This is a genomic window from Nonomuraea sp. NPDC003754 (assembly GCF_053605785.1).
Map to the genome: position 1 here is coordinate 1 of NZ_JBSGJX010000054.1, position 17209 is coordinate 17209.

The following is a 17209-nucleotide window of genomic DNA, read 5'->3' on the forward strand; positions in this document are numbered from 1 at the left end:
GGCAACCAGCCCGGCGGCAACGGCGGCAACAACAACAGCGGCAACATCAACGTCGGCAACAACTGAGCCACACCACCATGGCCCGCCATGTCACCGACACCCACCGCCAGTTACCAACCCACACCCACACATTAGAGACACCGCGAAACAGGCGGCCGACGCGACCACAAGCGCCGGCCGCCTTCGCGTTGTGTCCGGCGACCGCTCGTGAGCAGCTGCCGCCCTCGCCGTCGGCCGGCGGTCTCGCCCAGGCGAAAATTCGGATGACGGCCGCACGGGCGCGGGCCAGGTTCGCGCCATGAAGATCGACCATCCGGCCACCGCCGCCCTGCACCCGCTGGAGCTGGACATCCGCCCTGTGGCTGCGCCTCGCCGACGTACGGCAGTCCCTGCTGGTTCGCGCCTGGGCCGCGCCGCTCGACCTGGTGCTGCAGGTGCGGGACGCGGCGCTGCCCGCCAACGCCGGCCGCTTCCGGCTGACGGCGTCCCCGGACACGGCGACCGCGTACGAGCCCACCGCCGACCCGGCCGACCTCACCATGGATGTGCGCGAGCTCGCCGCCTGCTATCTCGGCGGCGCCCGGGTCACCCGCTTCGCCCGGGCAGGTCTGCTCGTCGAGCACACTCCGGGCGCGGCGGCCACGCTGGACGCCGCGCTGCCCACCGAGCGGCCGGGCCTTCACCATGGACGAGTTCTGACGGCGCCGCCGCCTCGAATGTGACTGGCGGCCGCGCGTCCTTCCCGCGCGCCCGGGGCTCGCTGGACTCCCATGGCGCGGTCAGGACGGCGCCCGGAGCGTGGATGTCAGGAGTTGCGTGGGACCACCAGGCCGGATTCGTAGGCGAGGACCACGAGCTGGGCACGGTCACGGGCACGGAGCTTGGCCATGGCCCGGTTGACGTGGGTTTTCGCGGTCAGTGAGCTGATCACCATGCGGTCGGCGATCTGGTCGTTGGACAGGCCCTGCGCGACCAGGGCGACGGCCTCGCGTTCGCGGTTGGTCAGCTCTTCCAGCCCCGTGCCGGTGCCGGTGTGGAGCGGCTGGCTGACGTACCGGTTGATCAGCCTGCGGGTGATCGACGGCGCGAGCAGGGCGTCACCACGCGCGGCGACGCGTACGGCGTGCAGGAAGTCTTCCGGCACGATGTCCTTGACGAGGAAACCGGCGGCGCCGGCGCGCAGCGCGTTGAAGACGTGTTCGTCCAGGCCGTAGTTGGTCAGGATGACGACGTGCACCCCGGCCAGCGCCGGGTCCGCGGCGATGCGCCGGGTCACCTCGATGCCGTCGACGACCGGCATCTTGATGTCGACGAGCGCGACGTCGGGCCGGTGTTCCCTGGCCAGAGCCAGGCCCTCCGTCCCGTCGGCGGCCTCGGCCACCACCTCGATGTCGTCTTCGAGGTCGAGGAGCGCGCGGAATCCGCTGCGGATGAGCGGCTGGTCGTCGACCAGCAGGACACGGATCATGACGTTCGGTCCACGGGAAGTTCGGCTTGGACGGTGAAGCCGCCCTCCCCGCGCGGTGCCGCCCGGAGGCGACCGCCGAGGGCGGTGACGCGTTCGCGCATCCCGAGCAGCCCGACGCCGGGCACCGGGGCGCTGCCAGGAGTGGCCTTGCCGTCGTCGTCTATGCGGATCGCGAGGGTGTCGGGACGGTAGTCGATCCGGACCGTCGCCGTCGCGGCGGCGGCGTGCCGGGCGATGTTGGTGAGGGACTCCTGGACGATCCGGTAGACGGTCCGGTCCACCGCGGCCGGCACGTCATGTCGTCGTCCCTCGATCGTCAGCGTCGCGTCCAGGCCGGTCGTCCGGGCCCGTTCCACCAGTTCAGCGACGTGGTCGAGCCCGCGCGGCGGGGTCGTGTCGTCGTCGCGCAGCGCCTCCAGGGTCGCGCGCAGCTCCCGGGTCGCCTCACGTCCGGCCTCCTGGATCGCCAGCAGGGCCTCCGGCACCTGTTCGCCCCGCTTGCGGGCCACGTGGACGGCGACCTCCGCCTGCACCTTGATGATCGAGATCTGGTGGGTGAGCGAATCGTGCAGCTCCCGCGCGATGTGCAGCCGCTCCTCGTCGGCGCGGCGCCGCGCGGTCTCCTCCCGGGTGCGTTCGGCTTCCTCCGCCCGCCGCTCGGCCTGCCGCAGCGCTTCACCCGCGGCGCCGGCCGCGATCAGCCAGGCCAGCTCAAGGGCGCCTCGGGCCTGCGCGAACGCCTCACCCGTGTCGTGCAGGCCCGAGGCCAGGGCCGCGAGGGGGAGAGCGGCCAGCATGGCCACGCTCGCCGCCACCGTGACGGTGCGGTGTCCCGCCCGCACGGCCGCGTACACCGCGAACAGGTACGCCACGGCAGGCACGTCGAAACCGGCCGCCTGGTAACCCACCGCGCACACGCCGGTGACGGCCAGGACGGGAACCGGAGCCCGGCGGCGCACGGCCAGCGCCAGGCCGCCGACCGTCAGCAGCGCGTAGCCGAGCAGGTCGCGGTACGTGGCGGAGTGCTGCCCGGACAGTCCGGTGACAAGCAGGATCGCCGCCACGCCGGCCGCCGTCGCCCAGTCCCCGACACCGATCCGCCCGCTGCTCATGCGTGCACCCTAGCCGGACGTTCGCGCGGGCGACTCCTGCGGACGGATGATCAGCTGTCTACCGCACACGCGGTACCTCCGCCGCTCCTACGGCGTCCGCGGCAGCCTGTTACGGCATCGGCGGCAGCGCGAAGTGCCCGCGTCCGCCGGACGACCGGCGGCGGGTCCGGCGGACATGATCGGGCGACGTCCCTCGTAGGAGAAGAAGGAGTACCTCATGTCCGTCCGTCACCTGCTTGCCGAGGCCTTGCTCGGCGGGTTCGGGCCGGCCACACCGGCGGCCGCGCGCGTGTTGGTCCAGTCGGCCGACGTCAGTGCCTACGCCTTGACCGCCGGGCGGCTCTGGTCCTTGGTGGCCGCGCTGCTGGGGCTGGTCGGCGTGGTCATCGGCGGGCTGGCCCTGGCCCGTTCCACGGGTCGTGTCGGCACCGGCAACGGAAGAAGAGGGGCCGTCGTGGCCCTGGCCGCGGGGGTGGCCGGCGCGGCCATCGGCGGGCTGGTTGTGGCCGCCGCCGAAGGTGGTCCCGGCACCGGCTACGGAATAGTCGGGGGCTTCGTGGCCCTGGCGGTGGGGCTGATCGGCGTGCTGCTCGGTGGGCTGGCTCTGGCCCGCTCCCGCCGCACCGGCTGACCGGCTGACCGGCTGACCCCGCTGGCAGCGCTGGATCCGAGTCGGCGACGTCCAGGACTGGCAAGAGTTTCCGGCATCACCGGTATCCCCGACAGGAACGGCGATGCAGATATCTCGCATGCCATCCGTTAACTCCATGAAAGGGGCATGCAAGGACTCCCCGGTACAAATATCCACATAGCTCCCCGGAGCCCAGAAACACACCACCTAAGGAGAACCTCATGCTCGACTTCAAGAAGGCCTTCGCCGCCGCCACCATCGCCGCCTCCGCCCTGGCCGTCCCCGTGACCATGTCGGCCCAGCACGCCGCCGCCCAGCCCACCACCACCGTCGCCCATACCGCCGAAGCCACCGGCTGCGGGCCCAAGTTCGTCAAGAAGGTCAACAAGAAGGTCATCAAGATCGACAACCGCGGTGGCAACATCGGCAACGGCAACGGCGGCAACGCCAACGGCGCCAGCGGCAACCAGCCCGGCGGCAACGGCGGCAGCGGTAACAGCGGCAACATCAACATCGGCAACGACTGAGCCCGCCATCATGCCCAACCGCACAGCGGGCAGCAGCCGGCAGTTAGACACCCCACCACGGAGGCGGTCGACGCGAAGAGCGTCGGCCGCCTTTGTCGTGTGCGACGACCGCCCATGGTCGTGCCCGCCTCTCCAGCGCCACACGCCGTCCGCGCGCTTGCCGGTGGACTCGGGACGCCGTCCGGCCAGGTTCACGGGGCCAGGCCGTAAGGGTTGAGTCGTACAAGCCCATTACATCAGTCTGGTCACCGTGAAACACCCCACCGATGTACGGCAGGCGGACGACGTCGCGACGCTCGCACGACCTCAAGCCCGCACGTCCGCCTGCGCCCAGATCAGCCACCGACGACGCGCATGAGACCACGTTCCTGGATCCCGCCCACCGGACCGCAGCGCGTCCTCGTCGCGGCCACGTTCGTCAACGCCGTGGGCAGGGGCGCCTACCTGACCGCCGGGGTGCTGTATTTCACCCAGGCCCTCCACCTACCGGCCCACCAGGTCGGCGCCGCCCTCAGCGTCGCGGGCCTGCTGTCGCTGGCGGCCGGTCCGCCCAGCGGCCACCTGGCCGACCGGATCGGTGGCCGCGGCCTCTACATCGTCACCCTGCTGTGCGGAGGACTGGCGACGGCGGCGTTCGTCATGGCCACCGAGTTCTGGGGGTTACTCGCTGCGGCCTGCGCGAGCGCGTGCGCCTCCACCGCGGGCCTGGCCGCACGGGGACCGCTGATCGCCCACCACAGCCCGGACCGCCCGCAGGAGTTCCGCGGCCGGCTGCGCTCGGTGAGCAACATCGGCATCTCCATCGGAACCCTCCCCGCGGGGTGGGCCGTCCAGGTCGGCACCCGCCCCGCTTACGTGGCGCTCATCCTCGCCGCGGCCGCGACCTTCCTCTGCGCGGCGGCGATCGTCGCCTTCCTCCCGCCCACTCCTCCCGTACCGGCACACAACGGGCCGCGATGGATCGCGCTGAGAGACATCCCCTACGTGACCCTGACCGTCCTGGACGGGCTGATGGCCGTGCAGTTCAAGGTGCTCACCATCGCGGTCCCGCTGTGGATCGTCGCCGCCACGTCCGCGCCGCACTGGCTGATCAGCGCGACGATGCTCGTCAACACCGCCATCGTCGGACTGTTCCAGGCACGGACCGCCAGAGGCGTCGACACGCCGGCGGCGGCGGGCCGGGCCATGCGCCGGGCCGGGACGACGTTCCTGATCTCCTGCACGATGATCGCGCTCGCGGCCGGCATGCCGCCATGGGCGGCCGCCGCGATGCTGCTGGCCGGCGTCGTGGTGCACACCGTGGGTGAGCTCTGGCATGCCGCAGGAGGCTTCGAGCTGTCATTCGCGCTGGCCCCACCCCACGCGATCGGCCAGTACCAGGGATTGTTCAGCATGGGCATGGGCGGCTCCGAATTCGTCGGCCCGGCTCTGGTCACCGCGCTGTGCATCGAGTGGGGACAAGGTGGCTGGGTCGTTCTCGGGATCGCGCTGGCGGCCGTCGGCCTGCTCGTCCCGCCCGCCGCCCGCCTCGCCGGACGCCGGGTCGCGCCGGCGACCGAAAGCAGTCTCCAAGCCGCCCGGTAACCGGGCAGCTTTTTCGTCTGGTTCTTCGGTCCCGTCGGTGGCGCGGTCCCGTCCGACCGCCCACCGCCGGCCCCCGCCCGATGCCGGCCGAGCGTGACGGCATGACCGCGTGGCCGCGTGGCCACGGGCCGGCGGTGGCCGCTGAAGGGAAGGGCATGCCGTACGGCGAGGGCGGAGTCACCGGCTTCGGGTGGCCGCGCCCACCATGCCGCTCACGCCGCAGCTCGCGCCGGCCGGGATGGCCGGAACCGCCGGGATGGCCGGAACCGCCGGGATAGGCGGAACGGCCGGCGGCGCCGTACCGACCGCCCAGCGGGTTTCGGCACGGCCATGCTTGCCGATCTCCTCCCGCCCTTCCGCCGCGCGGAGATCACGCGACGCCGGCCCTCTCATCGGCCCGGCCGCGTGTGGTTCGTGGCGGCGGCCTTGCTGACGGCACTCGCAGACCTGGCGCGATGAGGGTCGGCTCGCCATCGCCCCCGGTCCGCACGGTCCACGAAACCGATCACACCGCCGGCATCGCCGCCCCCGTGATGAGCCCGAGCCGCGACGGGCGCCGGCGGGCGCGAGAATGCGCCTCTGAAGCCTGGCGCAGGCCACGCTGCTTGCCTCCGATTCGGCGAAGCGGGATGAAAGCGCGGCGGAAAGAGCCTGCGCGCGCCCCGGGAATCCGTGCCGGAACGGAGCCGAGTCGGCGTTGTCCAGGACTGGCAAGCGTTTCCGGCATCACCGGTATCCCCGACAGGAACGGCGATGCAGATATCTCGCATGCCATCCGTTAACTGCATGAAAGGGGCATGCAAGGACTCCTCGGTACAAATATCCACATAGCTCCCCGGAGCCCAGAAACACACCACCTAAGGAGAACCTCATGCTCGACTTCAAGAAGGCCTTCGCCGCCGCCACCATCGCCGCCTCCGCCCTGGCCGTCCCCGTGACCATGTCGGCCCAGCACGCCGCCGCCCAGCCCACCACCACCGTCGCCCACACCGCCGAAGCCACCACCTGCGCACCCAAGTTCGTCAAGAAGGTCAACAAGAAGGTCATCAAGATCGACAACCGCGGCGGCAACATCGGCAACGGCAACGGCGGCAACGCCAACGGCGCCAGCGGCAACCAGCCCGGCGGCAACGGCGGCAACAACAACAGCGGCAACATCAACGTCGGCAACAACTGAGCCACACCACCATGGCCCGCCATGTCACCCACACCCCCCGCCAGTTACCAACCCACACCCACACATGAGAAACACCGCGAAACAGGCGGCCGACGCGACCACAAGCGCCGGCCGCCTTCGCGTGTGCGCGGGAAGCAGTCCCGGCCACCCAGGTGACAGGAGCCGGGCCTTCTCTCATCCGGCCGACCGTTCCGTCGAGTGCCATGGCGCATGCCGGTATCGCCCGCTCATCCGCCGGTGCGTCTTGATGTAAAGATCAGCCCAAGCCGGAGACCCCTGCCCGGCGCCGCGCGGAGACTCCCTACGACGGCCGCCGGCACGGCCCCCAGGAGGGTCCACGTCGCCGTCCGCCGGCCGTCACGGACTCCTTCTCACGTCCTCCCGACCCGGGCCGATGTGACAGCGGGCTGCGTCATAGCGGGTTCGGGCCGCGAATTGTCGGTGACGCCGTCTACCATGAGCGGCCTCACGGAGGGATGTTCACAGATGCTCGACTCGCTGATCGTGCCGCTGCTGGTCACCACCGATCTGCCGCCGGAGGCGGATCTGGCCGAGTTCGGTGACCTGCTCACCGGCGCCGCGCGCACGCTTGATCGCGACGGGTCGAGCTATCCGGCGTTCCTGGCGGGCAAGGTGTTCTGGCTCGACCAGCCGGGCACGGCCGAGGCCGCCCAGGGCGATCTGAGGTTCGCGGCGTTGCTCGGCTTCCTGGCCGCCTCAGGCCCCGAGCACATGGCGAAAGACGTGGTGGCCGACGCGCGCAGAGCCATCAGCGCCGCCGTCGACGCCCGCTACGGCGATGTGGGAGCGGCGACCCCGGCGGTCATGGCCATCAGGGCGACCGACGTGCGCGAGCGCACCCCGTCACCGGCGCTGTTCGTCGAGACGTCTGACGCCCTGCCCGCACTGGTCGCCGTCGCCAAGCCCTACACCTGACCGACCTGCCTGTCCTCCTGCCGTCCTGCTGTCGCCTCTCGCACCTGACACCTGACCGCATCCACCCGTCCGGGTCCTCCTGCTGTCGCCTCTCGTACGTGACCGCACACCCGTCCGGGTCATCATCGCCCCCGCCCGCCGCGCCCGCCCATGCGCCCGTCCGTGCCACACCGTCCCGTAGCGCCCGCCCATGCGCCCGTCCGTGGGCCGACCGTGCGCACATCCGTGCCGCGTCGCCCCCGTCCGTGTCCGGTTCGGGGTTTCTCGTGGTACGGCAGGCCGTGCGCCGGGCCGTTCCGTCGCCCGCACCCGCTTCGTCCCTCACCCGCTTCGTCCTTTACCCGGGCCGTCCCTCACCCGGGCCGCGGCCCTCCTGGCCCGCCGACACCTGGCCGGCCCCGCTCGCCCGGACCACACGCCCCCACCTGAACCGGCGCCCTTCGCGTTCCGTGCACACACCTCCCGCAGGACTTTCTGAGGTGCTGCCTCAACCGGACGCGGGGGCGTCGTTAGGGTGGTGATCGACCACTCTCTCGGGAGACACGGCATTGTTCACCTTCGTCATCCCCGCACACAACGAAGAGGCCACCGTCGCCACCATCGTCGGCCAGGCCCGCGCCGCCGCGAGACCGGGCGATCGGGTCCTGGTCGTCGACAGCGCCTCGACCGACGCCACGGCCGAGCGCGCGGCCGCGGCGGGGGCGGAGGTCCTGCGCGGGCCGAAGGGCAAGGGCGCCGCGATGAACGCCGCGATCGACGTGGCCGGCGCCGAATGGGTGTGCTTCCTCGACGCCGACCTGGTCTCCTCGGAGGTCAACATCGCCGCCGAACTCCGCGCGGCGGCGGCCTCCAGCACCGCGGGCCACGTGGTGGGCGACTACGAGTACGACCACCCGGGCACGATCCTGAGCTCCACCTTCACCATCTACGAGCCGCTGACCGACAGGTTCTTCCCCGAGACGGGGTTCATGGGGGCGAACGCGCTGACCGGCTACCGGGCGGTGCGCCGGTCGCTGCTCACCGATCCGCTTCCGCCGGACTTCGGGGTGGAGTCCTTCCTCAACATCACGCTCGCGCTGGCGGGGGCGCGGGCGGAGGTCCGGCATCTGGGTGTCATCGGGAGCCGGTTCCGTCCGACGGGCGGGTCGATGGCCCGCGAGATCGGTACGGCGATCCTCGACCTGGCGATGGCCCACGGCCGTCTGGACAGCGGTGAGCGCGGGGCGTGGGAGGCGTGGCTGGAGGAAGGCGTCGCGGCCATCGCGCCACAGGCGGCCGACGGCGGCCGGTCGGCCACGCTGTCCCGGCTGTTCGCCGCGGTCCGCCGGCCGATGCCGTCCACCCGATAGCGCCCCGCAGCCCAACCCTCCCTCCCACCGCCCCGCGGCGGGCACCCTCGCGGCCTCGAACCAGCGGGCGGCCGTGCCTGGCTGAGCCCGGCCCGGTGGCGAGGGCGTCGGGGCCCGCGTGGGGGTCGAAGGCGGGGAGGGTGAAGCCGAGGCGTGGCGTGCTCAGCTGATGTCCTCTCTGCTTTCCTGATGCCTCTCCCCCACGGGTCGCGGCCGGCCCGTCCTTCGCGACAGCACCCAGGCGGCCACCAGGTACGGCACGCTGAACAGCACGAAGATCCCGCTGTGGGGCAGGACGAGGGACGCCGCGGCGTACAGGCCGAGGGCCGCGATGACGCAGATGTCGGTCAGCAGGCCCGCCAGCGAGGTGACGGTGGCCCGGCTGGGCCCGGTGATGCGCCGTTGCAGCCTGGCGTCGGCCAGCACGTCGCCGAGCTGGAACATCGCGAAGGCGACGGCGATGGCGACGAATCCCGCGAGATGCCCGGACGCCGCACCCGCGGCCAGGGCGACGGCGCCGGTGGCGAGGAGGGCGGCCAGGCCGCGTGAGCGCAGACCGGCGGCCCGCTTGGCGAGCAGGCCGCCCGAGGTGGCGCCGAGCCACACCAGCAGCACCATCAGCGGAACGGTCTGCGCCGTCGCGCCGCTCTCCTGGGCCAGCAGCGGCACGTACTCCTCCAGCTCGCCCCACACGGCCGTGACCGCGGGAACCAGCAGCAGCGCGTGCCGCACCCGGGGGGAGCGGCGCGCCTCGGCCAGTCCTTCCTTGAGGGTGTCGAGGTAGCCGGTCGGGTCGTCGTCCTCCGGCTCGGCGCGGTGTTCGGGCAGGGTGGCGGCGATGGCGGCGCACAGCAGGCAGGCCAGGACGGTGGCCACTCCCACGCCCTGGTAGCCGGCGACCGCGAAGAGAGGACTGGCGGCGGCGGTGGCGAGCGCCGTGGCCACCAGGCTGATGGACCGGGCGCGGCCGGTGACCTCGGCATAGCGCTCGGCCGTACCGGTGTGGGCGAGGTTGTCGTGGACGAGCGCCTCGAACGCGCCCGACTCCAGGGCCTCGCGGGCGCCCCACAGCACGAAGCCGGCGGCGAAGGCCCAGTAGGAGGGCACGGCCGTCCACAGCGCGAAGCCGGCCGCGCCCAGCAGCGGGCCGGCGATCAGCAGCGCCTTGCGGGACAGCGTGTCGGCCAGCGCACCGGAGGGCACCTCGAGCACCAGCGCGGCCAGCACCCAGATGACCAGCAGGGAGGTGATCTCGGGGACGGTCAACCCGGTGTCGGTGAACAGCAGCGTGTAGACCGGGTAGAACAGGACGAAGTCACCGAGGAACGAGTAAACGTAGAGCTTTGGCAGCATGAGGTCTTTCCTGTCGGGGGCGGTGCGGACGTCGGGCGTGCTGCCGTGCCCGGGGGTCCGCGCTCACGCGCCCCGTGACCTCTGGTGCTGGATCAATGTCGCCAGGTCATGGTCGGATTCTAGCCAGAGCGGATCAGATGTGGGCGACATTTCCGACCTGGGGTCGGGAGGGAACGTCCGCAACCGTGGCTGTGTCATTACCGATTCTCGGGTAGGAGGGCCACATGCTCTACGGTAAGGAACACGTCCAGCGCTATCAGGAGACCGACGGCGCCGAGGGTCACGACTGGAACGGCACGACGACGCTGCTCCTGACGACGACCGGCCGTAGGTCCGGCAGGAAGCACACCACTCCGCTGATCTACCAGCCGTACGACGACAAGTTCCTGGTCGTCGCCTCCAAGGGGGGCGACCCGCGCCATCCCGAGTGGTACCTCAACCTGCAGGCCGATCCGGCGGTCGAGGTGCAGGTGAAGGACAGGAGGTTCAGAGCCCGCGCCCGTACGGCCGAGCCCGGCGAGAAGCCCGAGATGTGGGGGCTGATGACCAGGGCCTGGCCCGACTACGACGAGTACCAGACCAAGACCGACCGCCCGATCCCCGTGGTGGTCCTGGAGCCGATCAGCTGACGGGTCTCCTGAGCACCGCCCAGACGGTGGGACCGTCCCGGCAGACGGATCTCCCGGGTGACCTGGAACCCGTGCTTCTCGTAGCAGGGCACGATGCTCTCCTTGCTGCTCTACAGACAGGCCGCCCCGCCTTCGGCGTCGCACGTGCCTGGCGCGCGGCAGCGCGCTGCCCCCATGATCATCTCAGAACGTCACCAGTGGCTCTCCGAGGAAGTCGGCGACGAAGTTGACGAAGAAGAACCCGAAGAACAGGAAGTTCAGCACCAGCACCACGTAGTGCCACCAGTGCAGCCGCGCCGGGCGCGGCAGCCTGCTGTTGAGGTACATCAGCATGAACGGGTAGATCAGCGCGCCCAGGTTGGACATGTTGGCCGACCACTGCACCAGTTCGACGGGCACCGCAAGGTGCAGCACGATCGCGATGACCACCAGCAGCGCGCCCATGAACGGGTAGTAGAAGCGCCTGGGATCGCCCTCGATGAGGCCGCGCAGGCGCGGGCTGGTGGCGTGCGCGGCGTCGGTGGTGACGCGGACCATCGCCTCGAAGATGCCGAGCTGGGTGGAGAAGAGGATCAGCACGCCGATGATCAGCACGATGACGAACATCGGCCTGCCGTAGTCCTCGTAGAGGACGCTGGCCACGAACGTCGGCACATTGGCCGTGGTCGGCCGCTGGCCGGACAGCTGGACGGCGCGGGCCATCAGGATCGTGGGCAGCAGCATGCCCAGCATCGCGCCGATGAAGAAGACGCCCCACATGTCGACCATCAGCAGCCGGTACCACCGCTTCCAGGTGGCGGCGTTCTCCACGTTGTCGGGGAAGGTCACGCCGGTCTCGAGCAGTTCGTTGCGGCCGCCGCGCAGGCCCGCGATGAAGCCGGTGCGGAAGCCCATGCCGTAGCCCTTGTCGCGGTAGTGGCCCATGACGTACCAGTTCAGGCCGGAGGCTAGGGCGGTGAAGCCGGCCAGGGCGCCGAGTTGGGTGGCGGTGATGCCGGAAGGCGGGGCGGCGGGTGTCACGAAGCCGCGGATGGCCTCCCACCACTGCGCGAAGGGAACCACGAACAGGTCGATGAGCAGGAGCGTCACGAGGATCGCGCCGACCATCCCCCAGTTGGCCAGCTCCAGCGCCCTGCTGATGCGGCGCGCGGCGGCGGTGATGAGGAAGACCAGCACCAGCAGGGCGATGGCCCACAGTCTGGGCTCTCGGCCCCGGCCGGGGGGACCGTCCCGTGGACCAGCGCGTAGACGCCCTGGCCCGCCGAAGCGGCCCAGCCACCCGCGATGAAGGCGAAGATGACCACGAAGACAGACAGGGGCACCCAGAGCCTGTAGCCGGGCGGGACCCTGCCCCATCCGACGACGGGGGCCTCTCCCGTCGCCATCACGTAGCGCGCGCACTCGACGTTGTAGAAGGTCTGCAGGACTGCGGAGACGGTGATGACCCAGCCGACGCCGACGAAACCGTACTGACCCACGGCCTGCGGTCCGAGCAGCCATTCGCCGCTGCCGATGGAGATGCCCAGAGCGATCAGGCTCGGGCCCACCGCGTACATGAACAATTCCTTGACCCCGATGTGCCGGACACCGAAGACCTCCTCCGGCTGGGGCAGGTCGGTGACGGCGAGATCAGGGCGGCTGACTCCGAGAGCTTGGGACATGTCCTCACCCCCCTCTCACTTCCAGAGTGATCTGCGACAAAGCCCGGGGCAAGCCGCATGCTGGGGGTATGGACGTCACTTACGACCGCCGGGAACAGCTCCAGCAGGTCCAGAGCGGACTGCTGCCCGGGGAGCAGATCATCGCCGTCTACGACGCCATCGGCACCGGAACGGGATTCCTCGGTCTCACCGACCGGCGCGTGATCGTGCAGGACAAGTCGTTCGTCGGCAAGCGGCTCGCGATCACCAGCATCCCCTACTCACGGGTCTCCGCCGTCAGCGTCGTGAGCAACAAGTCGTTCGCCGGGTCGTTCTTCTCCTCGGGGGCGATCGCCATCCACGTCGGCACGCACACCTACGAGGTGGAGTTCCGCGGGGAGAACAAGGCCCAGCACGTGCACAACGTGATCATGCACTACATCTCCGGTCAGGGCGCCAGCCAGGCGTAGGCGGCGAAGCGGCCGGTCACGCGGTCGCGGCGGTAGGAGAACAGCTCGGGCGACTCGATCGTGCAGCGCTCGTCGTGCCGTACGTCCTGGACGCCCGCGGCCCGCAGCTGGGCGGCCACTCCCGCGCGGACGTCGAGCGCGGGCGTGCCGAGCCGGGTGGTGGAGCGCATCTCGGGCGGCGCGGACTCGCTCAGCTCGGGCGAGACCTCGTAGCACCGGCCGCAGGCGGACGGCCCGGCCAGCGCGACCATCCTGCCCGGCTGCGCCCCGTGCCCCGCCATGGCCTCGACCAGCGCCGGGACCACGCCCTTGAACGTGCCCTCGCGCCCGGAGTGTGCCACGCCGACCAGACGCGCGACCGGATCGGCCACGACCACGGGCACGCAGTCGGCCACCAGCACGGCCAGGCCGACGCCCGGCAGGTCGGTGAAGACCGCGTCGAGCGCGGGCGGCTCGGCGCCGAACGGCTCGCTCACGTAGGCCACCTCGGCGCTGTGGACCTGGCGCATGTAGACCACCCTGTCCGGGTCGAGCCCCAGCTCCGCGGCGGTGTCGCGGCGGTTGGCCAGCACGCTGCCGGGATCGTCGCCGACCGCGCCGCCGAGGTTCCTGCCGTCGTACGGCGGCGCGCTGGCGCCTCCCTTCCGGTCGGTGACGACAGCGTGCACTCCCTCGGCCAGCAGCACGGGCTCCCCTTCGATCGTCGGCTCCTGCAGCCTACGCCAGCCGCATCGCCACGGCCGCCGCCCAGAACCCCGGAAGGCCCGGCCCTGGCGCACCCGCCGACCGCCCCCGGTGGGCGGCCCCCGGCGGGCGGTGCGAAACCGGCGGGCGGTGCGGAGCCGGCGAGTGGCGCGGAGCCAGCGAGTGGCGCGAATCCGGCGAGTGGCGCGAATACGGCGGTCAGTGCGAAGCCGACGGGCGGTGCGGAGCCGACGGTCAGCTTGTCAGTGAGCGGTAGAGGTCCATGGTGCGCTCGGCGATGCGCTCCCACGAGAAGTGCTCGATCGCGCGCGTCCGGCCGGCCGCGCCCATCTCCCTGGCCCGGTCGGGGTCGCCGAGCAGCGCGTTGATCCGCTCGGCGAGGTCGGCGGCGAACTTCTCCGGATCGTCCGGCGTGCCGTCGGCCCCCTGCTCGATGGGCACCAGCAGCCCGGTCGAGCCGTCGGCCACCACCTCGGGGATGCCGCCGGTCGCGGTGGCGACGACGGCCGTCCGGCAGGCCATCGCCTCCAGGTTCACGATCCCCATCGGCTCGTACACCGAGGGGCACACGAACACCGTCGCGTGCGTGAGCAGCTGGATGACCTCCGGCTTGGGCAGCATCTCGGAGATCCAGAACACCCCGTCGCGCTCCAGCCCCTCGACCAGGCCGCGCACCTCGGCGGCGATCTCGGGGGTGTCGGGGGCGCCGGCGCACAGCACGAGCTGCGCCCCCGCGTCGAGGTCGCGGGCCGCGCGCAGCAGGTGGACCAGCCCCTTCTGCCGGGTGATCCTGCCGACGAAGACGACGTACGGCCGGCCCGGGTCGATGCCGTGCTTGCGCAGCACCTCGAGCCCGTGGTCCGGCGCGTACTCGACGGTGTCGATCCCGTTGTGGATCACGGTCACCCGGTCGGGGGCGATCTCGGGGTAGGCGGTCAGCACGTCGCGGCGCATGCCCTCCGACACCGCGACGATCGCGTCGGCCGAGGCGAGCGCGGTGCGCTCGGCCCACGAGGACAGCGTGTAGCCGCCGCCCAGCTGCTCGGCCTTCCACGGCCTGAGCGGCTCGAGGCTGTGGGTGGTGACGACGTGCGGCGTGCCGTACAGCATCTTGGCCACATGCCCGGCGAAGTTGGCGTACCAGGTGTGGCTGTGCACCAGGTCGGCGCCCTCGCACGCGGCGGCCATCTCCAGGTCGACGCCGAGGACCTGGAGGGCGGCGTTGGCGGTCTCCAGGCCACCGGGCACCCGGTAGGCCGAGACACCCGGCTCGTCCCTGGGGGCGCCGAAGCACCGGACCCGGACGTCGGCCAGGCGCCGAAGCTCCCTGGCGAGGTATTCGACATGCACTCCGGCACCGCCGTACACCTCGGGCGGGTATTCGCGACTCAGCAGATCCACGCGCACACTGCGACCCTAACGCACGCCGCCCTCCCGGCGACGCGGTAAAACACCCGGGTAAAAACGTTGATGAGATGTTCTTGGTGTACTTTCCTTCGCCGGCATGTGCACCATGCTGTCGAGGAGCCGGAAAAGGACCTTCCCGCTTTCCCGCCCCGCCGCTCCTCGCCGTGCCCCTGCCCCAGCGAATTCGCACGTCACCCACCTGCCGGCGCCGGCCGAATGAATTGTCCCGCACCATGGATCCCGCGGCCTTTCCGAAATGTCCGCGGCGGCAATGGAAGGAGGACGAGAATGCACGGAAGGCAACGTGCGCTCCTCATCGGAATGGCGCTGGCCGCGCAACTGGCCGGGCAACTGGCCGGGCAACTGGTCACGGCCCCGGCCGCGAGCGCCGGGGTCGCGGCGATCCCGGCGGCCGGTCCGGCACCGGGCGCCGGGATCCTCGCGCGGACTCCGCCGCGGACCGACCGGCAGAAGCAGCTGTACAAGAAGGGTTACGACAAGGGCATCTACCGCGGACGGCTGGACTGCGAGCAGAGCAAGCCCTTCCACATCGATCCCACCGGGGTGAAGTGGTACGACCAGGGCTACCGGCACGGCTACTCCAAGGGCTTCACCACCTGCGAGCGTCCGATGACGCCGAAGCTGACGCCCACGCCGAGGCCACCCATCAGCCCGCCCGTCAGCCCACCGACCAGCCCGCGGCCGTCGTAGCGACGGCTCCGCGGGGCCTTCCAGGGCGGCGAACGTGTCCCCATGGTCGCGATCATGGCGGTCCGCGACTCGCCGCCCGGATGACAGGCATGTGGACCTGCGTGGACTGCCCGTTTCGGGGTAGCGTCCAGCCATGACGTCGCCCAGGGTTCTCGCAGTCGTTCTCGCCGGTGGAGAAGGCAAGCGGTTGATGCCGCTGACAGCGGACCGCGCCAAACCCGCGGTGCCGTTCGGCGGGATCTACCGGCTGATCGACTTCGTGCTGTCGAACCTCGCCAACGGCCACTACCTCCAGATCGTGGTCCTGACGCAGTACAAGAACCACAGCCTCGACCGCCACGTCTCGCGGACCTGGCGCCTGTCGGCCATGCTGGGCAACTACGTCACGCCCGTCCCCGCGCAGCAGCGGCTGGGTCCGCGCTGGTTCTCCGGCTCGGCCGACGCGCTGTTCCAGAACCTCAACCTGATCTACGACGAGATGCCCGAGCACGTGATCGTGTTCGGCGCCGACCACATCTACCGGATGGACCCGCGGCAGATGGTGGCCCAGCACGTCGACTCGGGCGCCGACGTGACGGTGGCGGCGATCAGGCAGCCGCTGTCGCTGGCCGACCAGTTCGGCGTCATCGAGACCGATCCGTCCGGCCGCAGGATCGTCGCGTTCAGGGAGAAGCCGAAGGACGCGGTGGGCCTGCCCGACTACCCGCACGAGATCTACGCCTCGATGGGCAACTACGTCTTCAAGACGCAGGCCATGATCGACGCGCTGCGCGAGGACGCGCTCGACCCGACCAGCAAGCACGACCTGGGCGGCAACATCATCCCGATGATGGTCAAGTCGGGTGGCGCCGACGTCTACGACTTCGCCAACAACCTCGTGCCCGGCTCGACCGAGCGCGACCGGGGCTACTGGCGTGACGTGGGGACGCTCGACGCCTACTACGAGGCGCACATGGACCTGATCTCCGCGCACCCGGTCTTCAACCTGTACAACGACCGGTGGCCGATCTTCACCGGGCACGATCCGCTGCCGCCCGCCAAGTTCGTCCACAACGAGGGCGACCGGGTGGGCCGCGCCATCGACTCGCTGGTCTCCCCCGGGGTGATCATCTCGGGCGGCGCCGCGCAGCGCTCGATCCTGTCGCCGCGCGTGGTCCTGCACTCGCACTCCCGCGTGGAGGACTCGGTGCTGATGGACAACGTCAAGGTCGGCAGGGGCGCCATCGTCCGCAAGGCGATCATCGACAAGAACGTCGTCATCCCCGACGGCGCCAGGATCGGCTTCGACCTCGACTACGACCGCACCCGCTTCGCCGTCACCAGGGGCGGCGTCGTGGTGATCGGCAAGAACGAGATCGTGGATCGCTAGCCGGAGCGCGAGAAGGTCGCCCGCATGGGGGACGGCCCGGTGGTCTCTCCCGCGCGAAGGCCGCCGGACGCGGTGGACGGTGGTGCGCCACGCTTCGGCGCCGGTCTCCCGCGCGCGAAGGCCGCCGAGGGCCGCGCTAGA

Annotated in this window: 18 protein-coding genes; 11 read left to right on the top strand and 7 right to left on the bottom strand. The window is 71.0% G+C overall.

Annotated features, from left to right (window positions below):
• Positions 1-425: 425 nt before the first annotated feature.
• On the top strand, positions 426-722 hold the full coding sequence (locus ACWEVS_RS40575) for a sterol carrier protein domain-containing protein (RefSeq protein ID WP_452556134.1): 297 nt from the start codon (positions 426-428) through the stop codon (positions 720-722).
• 83 nt (positions 723-805) lie between these two features.
• Here ACWEVS_RS40575 and ACWEVS_RS40580 read toward each other — a convergent pair whose 3' ends face one another.
• On the bottom strand, positions 806-1468 hold the full coding sequence (locus ACWEVS_RS40580) for a response regulator (RefSeq protein WP_452419799.1): 663 nt from the start codon (positions 1466-1468) through the stop codon (positions 806-808).
• A complete protein-coding gene (locus tag ACWEVS_RS40585; protein ID WP_452419798.1) occupies positions 1465-2580 on the bottom strand; it encodes a sensor histidine kinase in 1116 nt (371 codons plus the stop codon). Before ACWEVS_RS40585 ends, ACWEVS_RS40580 begins: the two co-directional genes overlap by 4 nt.
• Before the next feature lie 217 nt (positions 2581-2797).
• Here ACWEVS_RS40585 and ACWEVS_RS40590 point away from each other — a divergent pair, with 217 nt between their 5' ends.
• The 6 genes from ACWEVS_RS40590 to ACWEVS_RS40615 all read left to right on the top strand — a co-directional run bounded on the left by ACWEVS_RS40590 (position 2798) and on the right by ACWEVS_RS40615 (position 8784).
• The gene (locus ACWEVS_RS40590) at positions 2798-3211 is read left to right on the top strand and encodes a DUF6223 family protein (RefSeq protein WP_452556136.1); all 414 of its coding nucleotides are present in this window, start codon (positions 2798-2800) and stop codon (positions 3209-3211) included.
• A gap of 221 nt (positions 3212-3432) precedes the next feature.
• A complete protein-coding gene (locus ACWEVS_RS40595) occupies positions 3433-3738 on the top strand; it encodes a hypothetical protein (protein WP_449930946.1) in 306 nt (101 codons plus the stop codon).
• 354 nt (positions 3739-4092) lie between these two features.
• Positions 4093-5322, top strand: a complete 1230-nt coding sequence (locus tag ACWEVS_RS40600) for an MFS transporter (RefSeq protein WP_449930948.1) — start codon at positions 4093-4095, stop codon at positions 5320-5322.
• An 871-nt stretch (positions 5323-6193) separates the two neighbouring features.
• Positions 6194-6499 carry a hypothetical protein gene (locus ACWEVS_RS40605; RefSeq protein WP_452556138.1) on the top strand — a complete coding sequence of 102 codons (306 nt, stop codon included), beginning with the start codon at positions 6194-6196 and terminating at the stop codon, positions 6497-6499.
• A gap of 486 nt (positions 6500-6985) precedes the next feature.
• Positions 6986-7435: a hypothetical protein gene (locus ACWEVS_RS40610; RefSeq protein WP_449927735.1), complete on the top strand. Its 450-nt coding sequence runs from the start codon at positions 6986-6988 to the stop codon at positions 7433-7435.
• 548 nt (positions 7436-7983) lie between these two features.
• Positions 7984-8784, top strand: coding sequence for a glycosyltransferase family 2 protein (locus ACWEVS_RS40615; protein ID WP_449927733.1), 801 nt, complete (start codon positions 7984-7986; stop codon positions 8782-8784).
• Positions 8785-8946: 162 nt separating this feature from the next.
• Here the strand turns inward: ACWEVS_RS40615 and ACWEVS_RS40620 are convergent, their stop codons facing one another.
• Positions 8947-10137, bottom strand: coding sequence for an MFS transporter (locus ACWEVS_RS40620; RefSeq protein ID WP_452556140.1), 1191 nt, complete (start codon positions 10135-10137; stop codon positions 8947-8949).
• Positions 10138-10361: 224 nt separating this feature from the next.
• Between ACWEVS_RS40620 and ACWEVS_RS40625 the strand changes: the two genes are divergently transcribed.
• Positions 10362-10766: a nitroreductase family deazaflavin-dependent oxidoreductase gene (locus tag ACWEVS_RS40625; RefSeq protein ID WP_354922510.1), complete on the top strand. Its 405-nt coding sequence runs from the start codon at positions 10362-10364 to the stop codon at positions 10764-10766.
• 183 nt (positions 10767-10949) lie between these two features.
• Here the strand turns inward: ACWEVS_RS40625 and ACWEVS_RS40630 are convergent, their stop codons facing one another.
• A complete protein-coding gene (locus ACWEVS_RS40630) occupies positions 10950-11942 on the bottom strand; it encodes an Nramp family divalent metal transporter (RefSeq protein WP_452556142.1) in 993 nt (330 codons plus the stop codon).
• Positions 11852-12427 carry a hypothetical protein gene (locus ACWEVS_RS40635; RefSeq protein ID WP_452556144.1) on the bottom strand — a complete coding sequence of 192 codons (576 nt, stop codon included), beginning with the start codon at positions 12425-12427 and terminating at the stop codon, positions 11852-11854. Before ACWEVS_RS40635 ends, ACWEVS_RS40630 begins: the two co-directional genes overlap by 91 nt.
• 68 nt (positions 12428-12495) lie before the next feature.
• Here ACWEVS_RS40635 and ACWEVS_RS40640 point away from each other — a divergent pair, with 68 nt between their 5' ends.
• Complete coding sequence (locus ACWEVS_RS40640; RefSeq protein ID WP_354922518.1) at positions 12496-12876, top strand: PH domain-containing protein; 381 nt, start codon at positions 12496-12498, stop codon at positions 12874-12876.
• Here the strand turns inward: ACWEVS_RS40640 and pgeF are convergent.
• Positions 12855-13562, bottom strand: coding sequence for a peptidoglycan editing factor PgeF (pgeF, locus tag ACWEVS_RS40645; RefSeq protein ID WP_452419535.1), 708 nt, complete (start codon positions 13560-13562; stop codon positions 12855-12857). The genes ACWEVS_RS40640 and pgeF overlap by 22 nt on opposite strands.
• A gap of 253 nt (positions 13563-13815) precedes the next feature.
• Positions 13816-14982 carry a glycogen synthase gene (gene glgA, locus ACWEVS_RS40650; RefSeq protein WP_449927724.1) on the bottom strand — a complete coding sequence of 389 codons (1167 nt, stop codon included), beginning with the start codon at positions 14980-14982 and terminating at the stop codon, positions 13816-13818.
• 294 nt (positions 14983-15276) lie between these two features.
• Here glgA and ACWEVS_RS40655 point away from each other — a divergent pair, with 294 nt between their 5' ends.
• The gene (locus ACWEVS_RS40655; protein WP_449927722.1) at positions 15277-15699 is read left to right on the top strand and encodes a hypothetical protein; all 423 of its coding nucleotides are present in this window, start codon (positions 15277-15279) and stop codon (positions 15697-15699) included.
• 133 nt (positions 15700-15832) lie between these two features.
• Positions 15833-17068, top strand: a complete 1236-nt coding sequence (glgC, locus tag ACWEVS_RS40660; RefSeq protein WP_449927720.1) for a glucose-1-phosphate adenylyltransferase — start codon at positions 15833-15835, stop codon at positions 17066-17068.
• The last annotated feature ends 141 nt before the right edge of the window (positions 17069-17209 follow it).

Coding starts and splice junctions, on each gene's coding strand:
- ACWEVS_RS40580 (WP_452419799.1), bottom strand. CDS start 1,468: ATGATCCGTGTCCTGCTGGTCGACGACCAGCCGCTCATCCGCAGCGGA.
- ACWEVS_RS40585 (WP_452419798.1), bottom strand. CDS start 2,580: ATGAGCAGCGGGCGGATCGGTGTCGGGGACTGGGCGACGGCGGCCGGC.
- ACWEVS_RS40590 (WP_452556136.1), top strand. CDS start 2,798: ATGTCCGTCCGTCACCTGCTTGCCGAGGCCTTGCTCGGCGGGTTCGGG.
- ACWEVS_RS40595 (WP_449930946.1), top strand. CDS start 3,433: ATGCTCGACTTCAAGAAGGCCTTCGCCGCCGCCACCATCGCCGCCTCC.
- ACWEVS_RS40600 (WP_449930948.1), top strand. CDS start 4,093: ATGAGACCACGTTCCTGGATCCCGCCCACCGGACCGCAGCGCGTCCTC.
- ACWEVS_RS40605 (WP_452556138.1), top strand. CDS start 6,194: ATGCTCGACTTCAAGAAGGCCTTCGCCGCCGCCACCATCGCCGCCTCC.
- ACWEVS_RS40610 (WP_449927735.1), top strand. CDS start 6,986: ATGCTCGACTCGCTGATCGTGCCGCTGCTGGTCACCACCGATCTGCCG.
- ACWEVS_RS40620 (WP_452556140.1), bottom strand. CDS start 10,137: ATGCTGCCAAAGCTCTACGTTTACTCGTTCCTCGGTGACTTCGTCCTG.
- ACWEVS_RS40625 (WP_354922510.1), top strand. CDS start 10,362: ATGCTCTACGGTAAGGAACACGTCCAGCGCTATCAGGAGACCGACGGC.
- ACWEVS_RS40635 (WP_452556144.1), bottom strand. CDS start 12,427: ATGTCCCAAGCTCTCGGAGTCAGCCGCCCTGATCTCGCCGTCACCGAC.
- ACWEVS_RS40640 (WP_354922518.1), top strand. CDS start 12,496: ATGGACGTCACTTACGACCGCCGGGAACAGCTCCAGCAGGTCCAGAGC.
- ACWEVS_RS40655 (WP_449927722.1), top strand. CDS start 15,277: ATGCACGGAAGGCAACGTGCGCTCCTCATCGGAATGGCGCTGGCCGCG.
- glgC (WP_449927720.1), top strand. CDS start 15,833: ATGACGTCGCCCAGGGTTCTCGCAGTCGTTCTCGCCGGTGGAGAAGGC.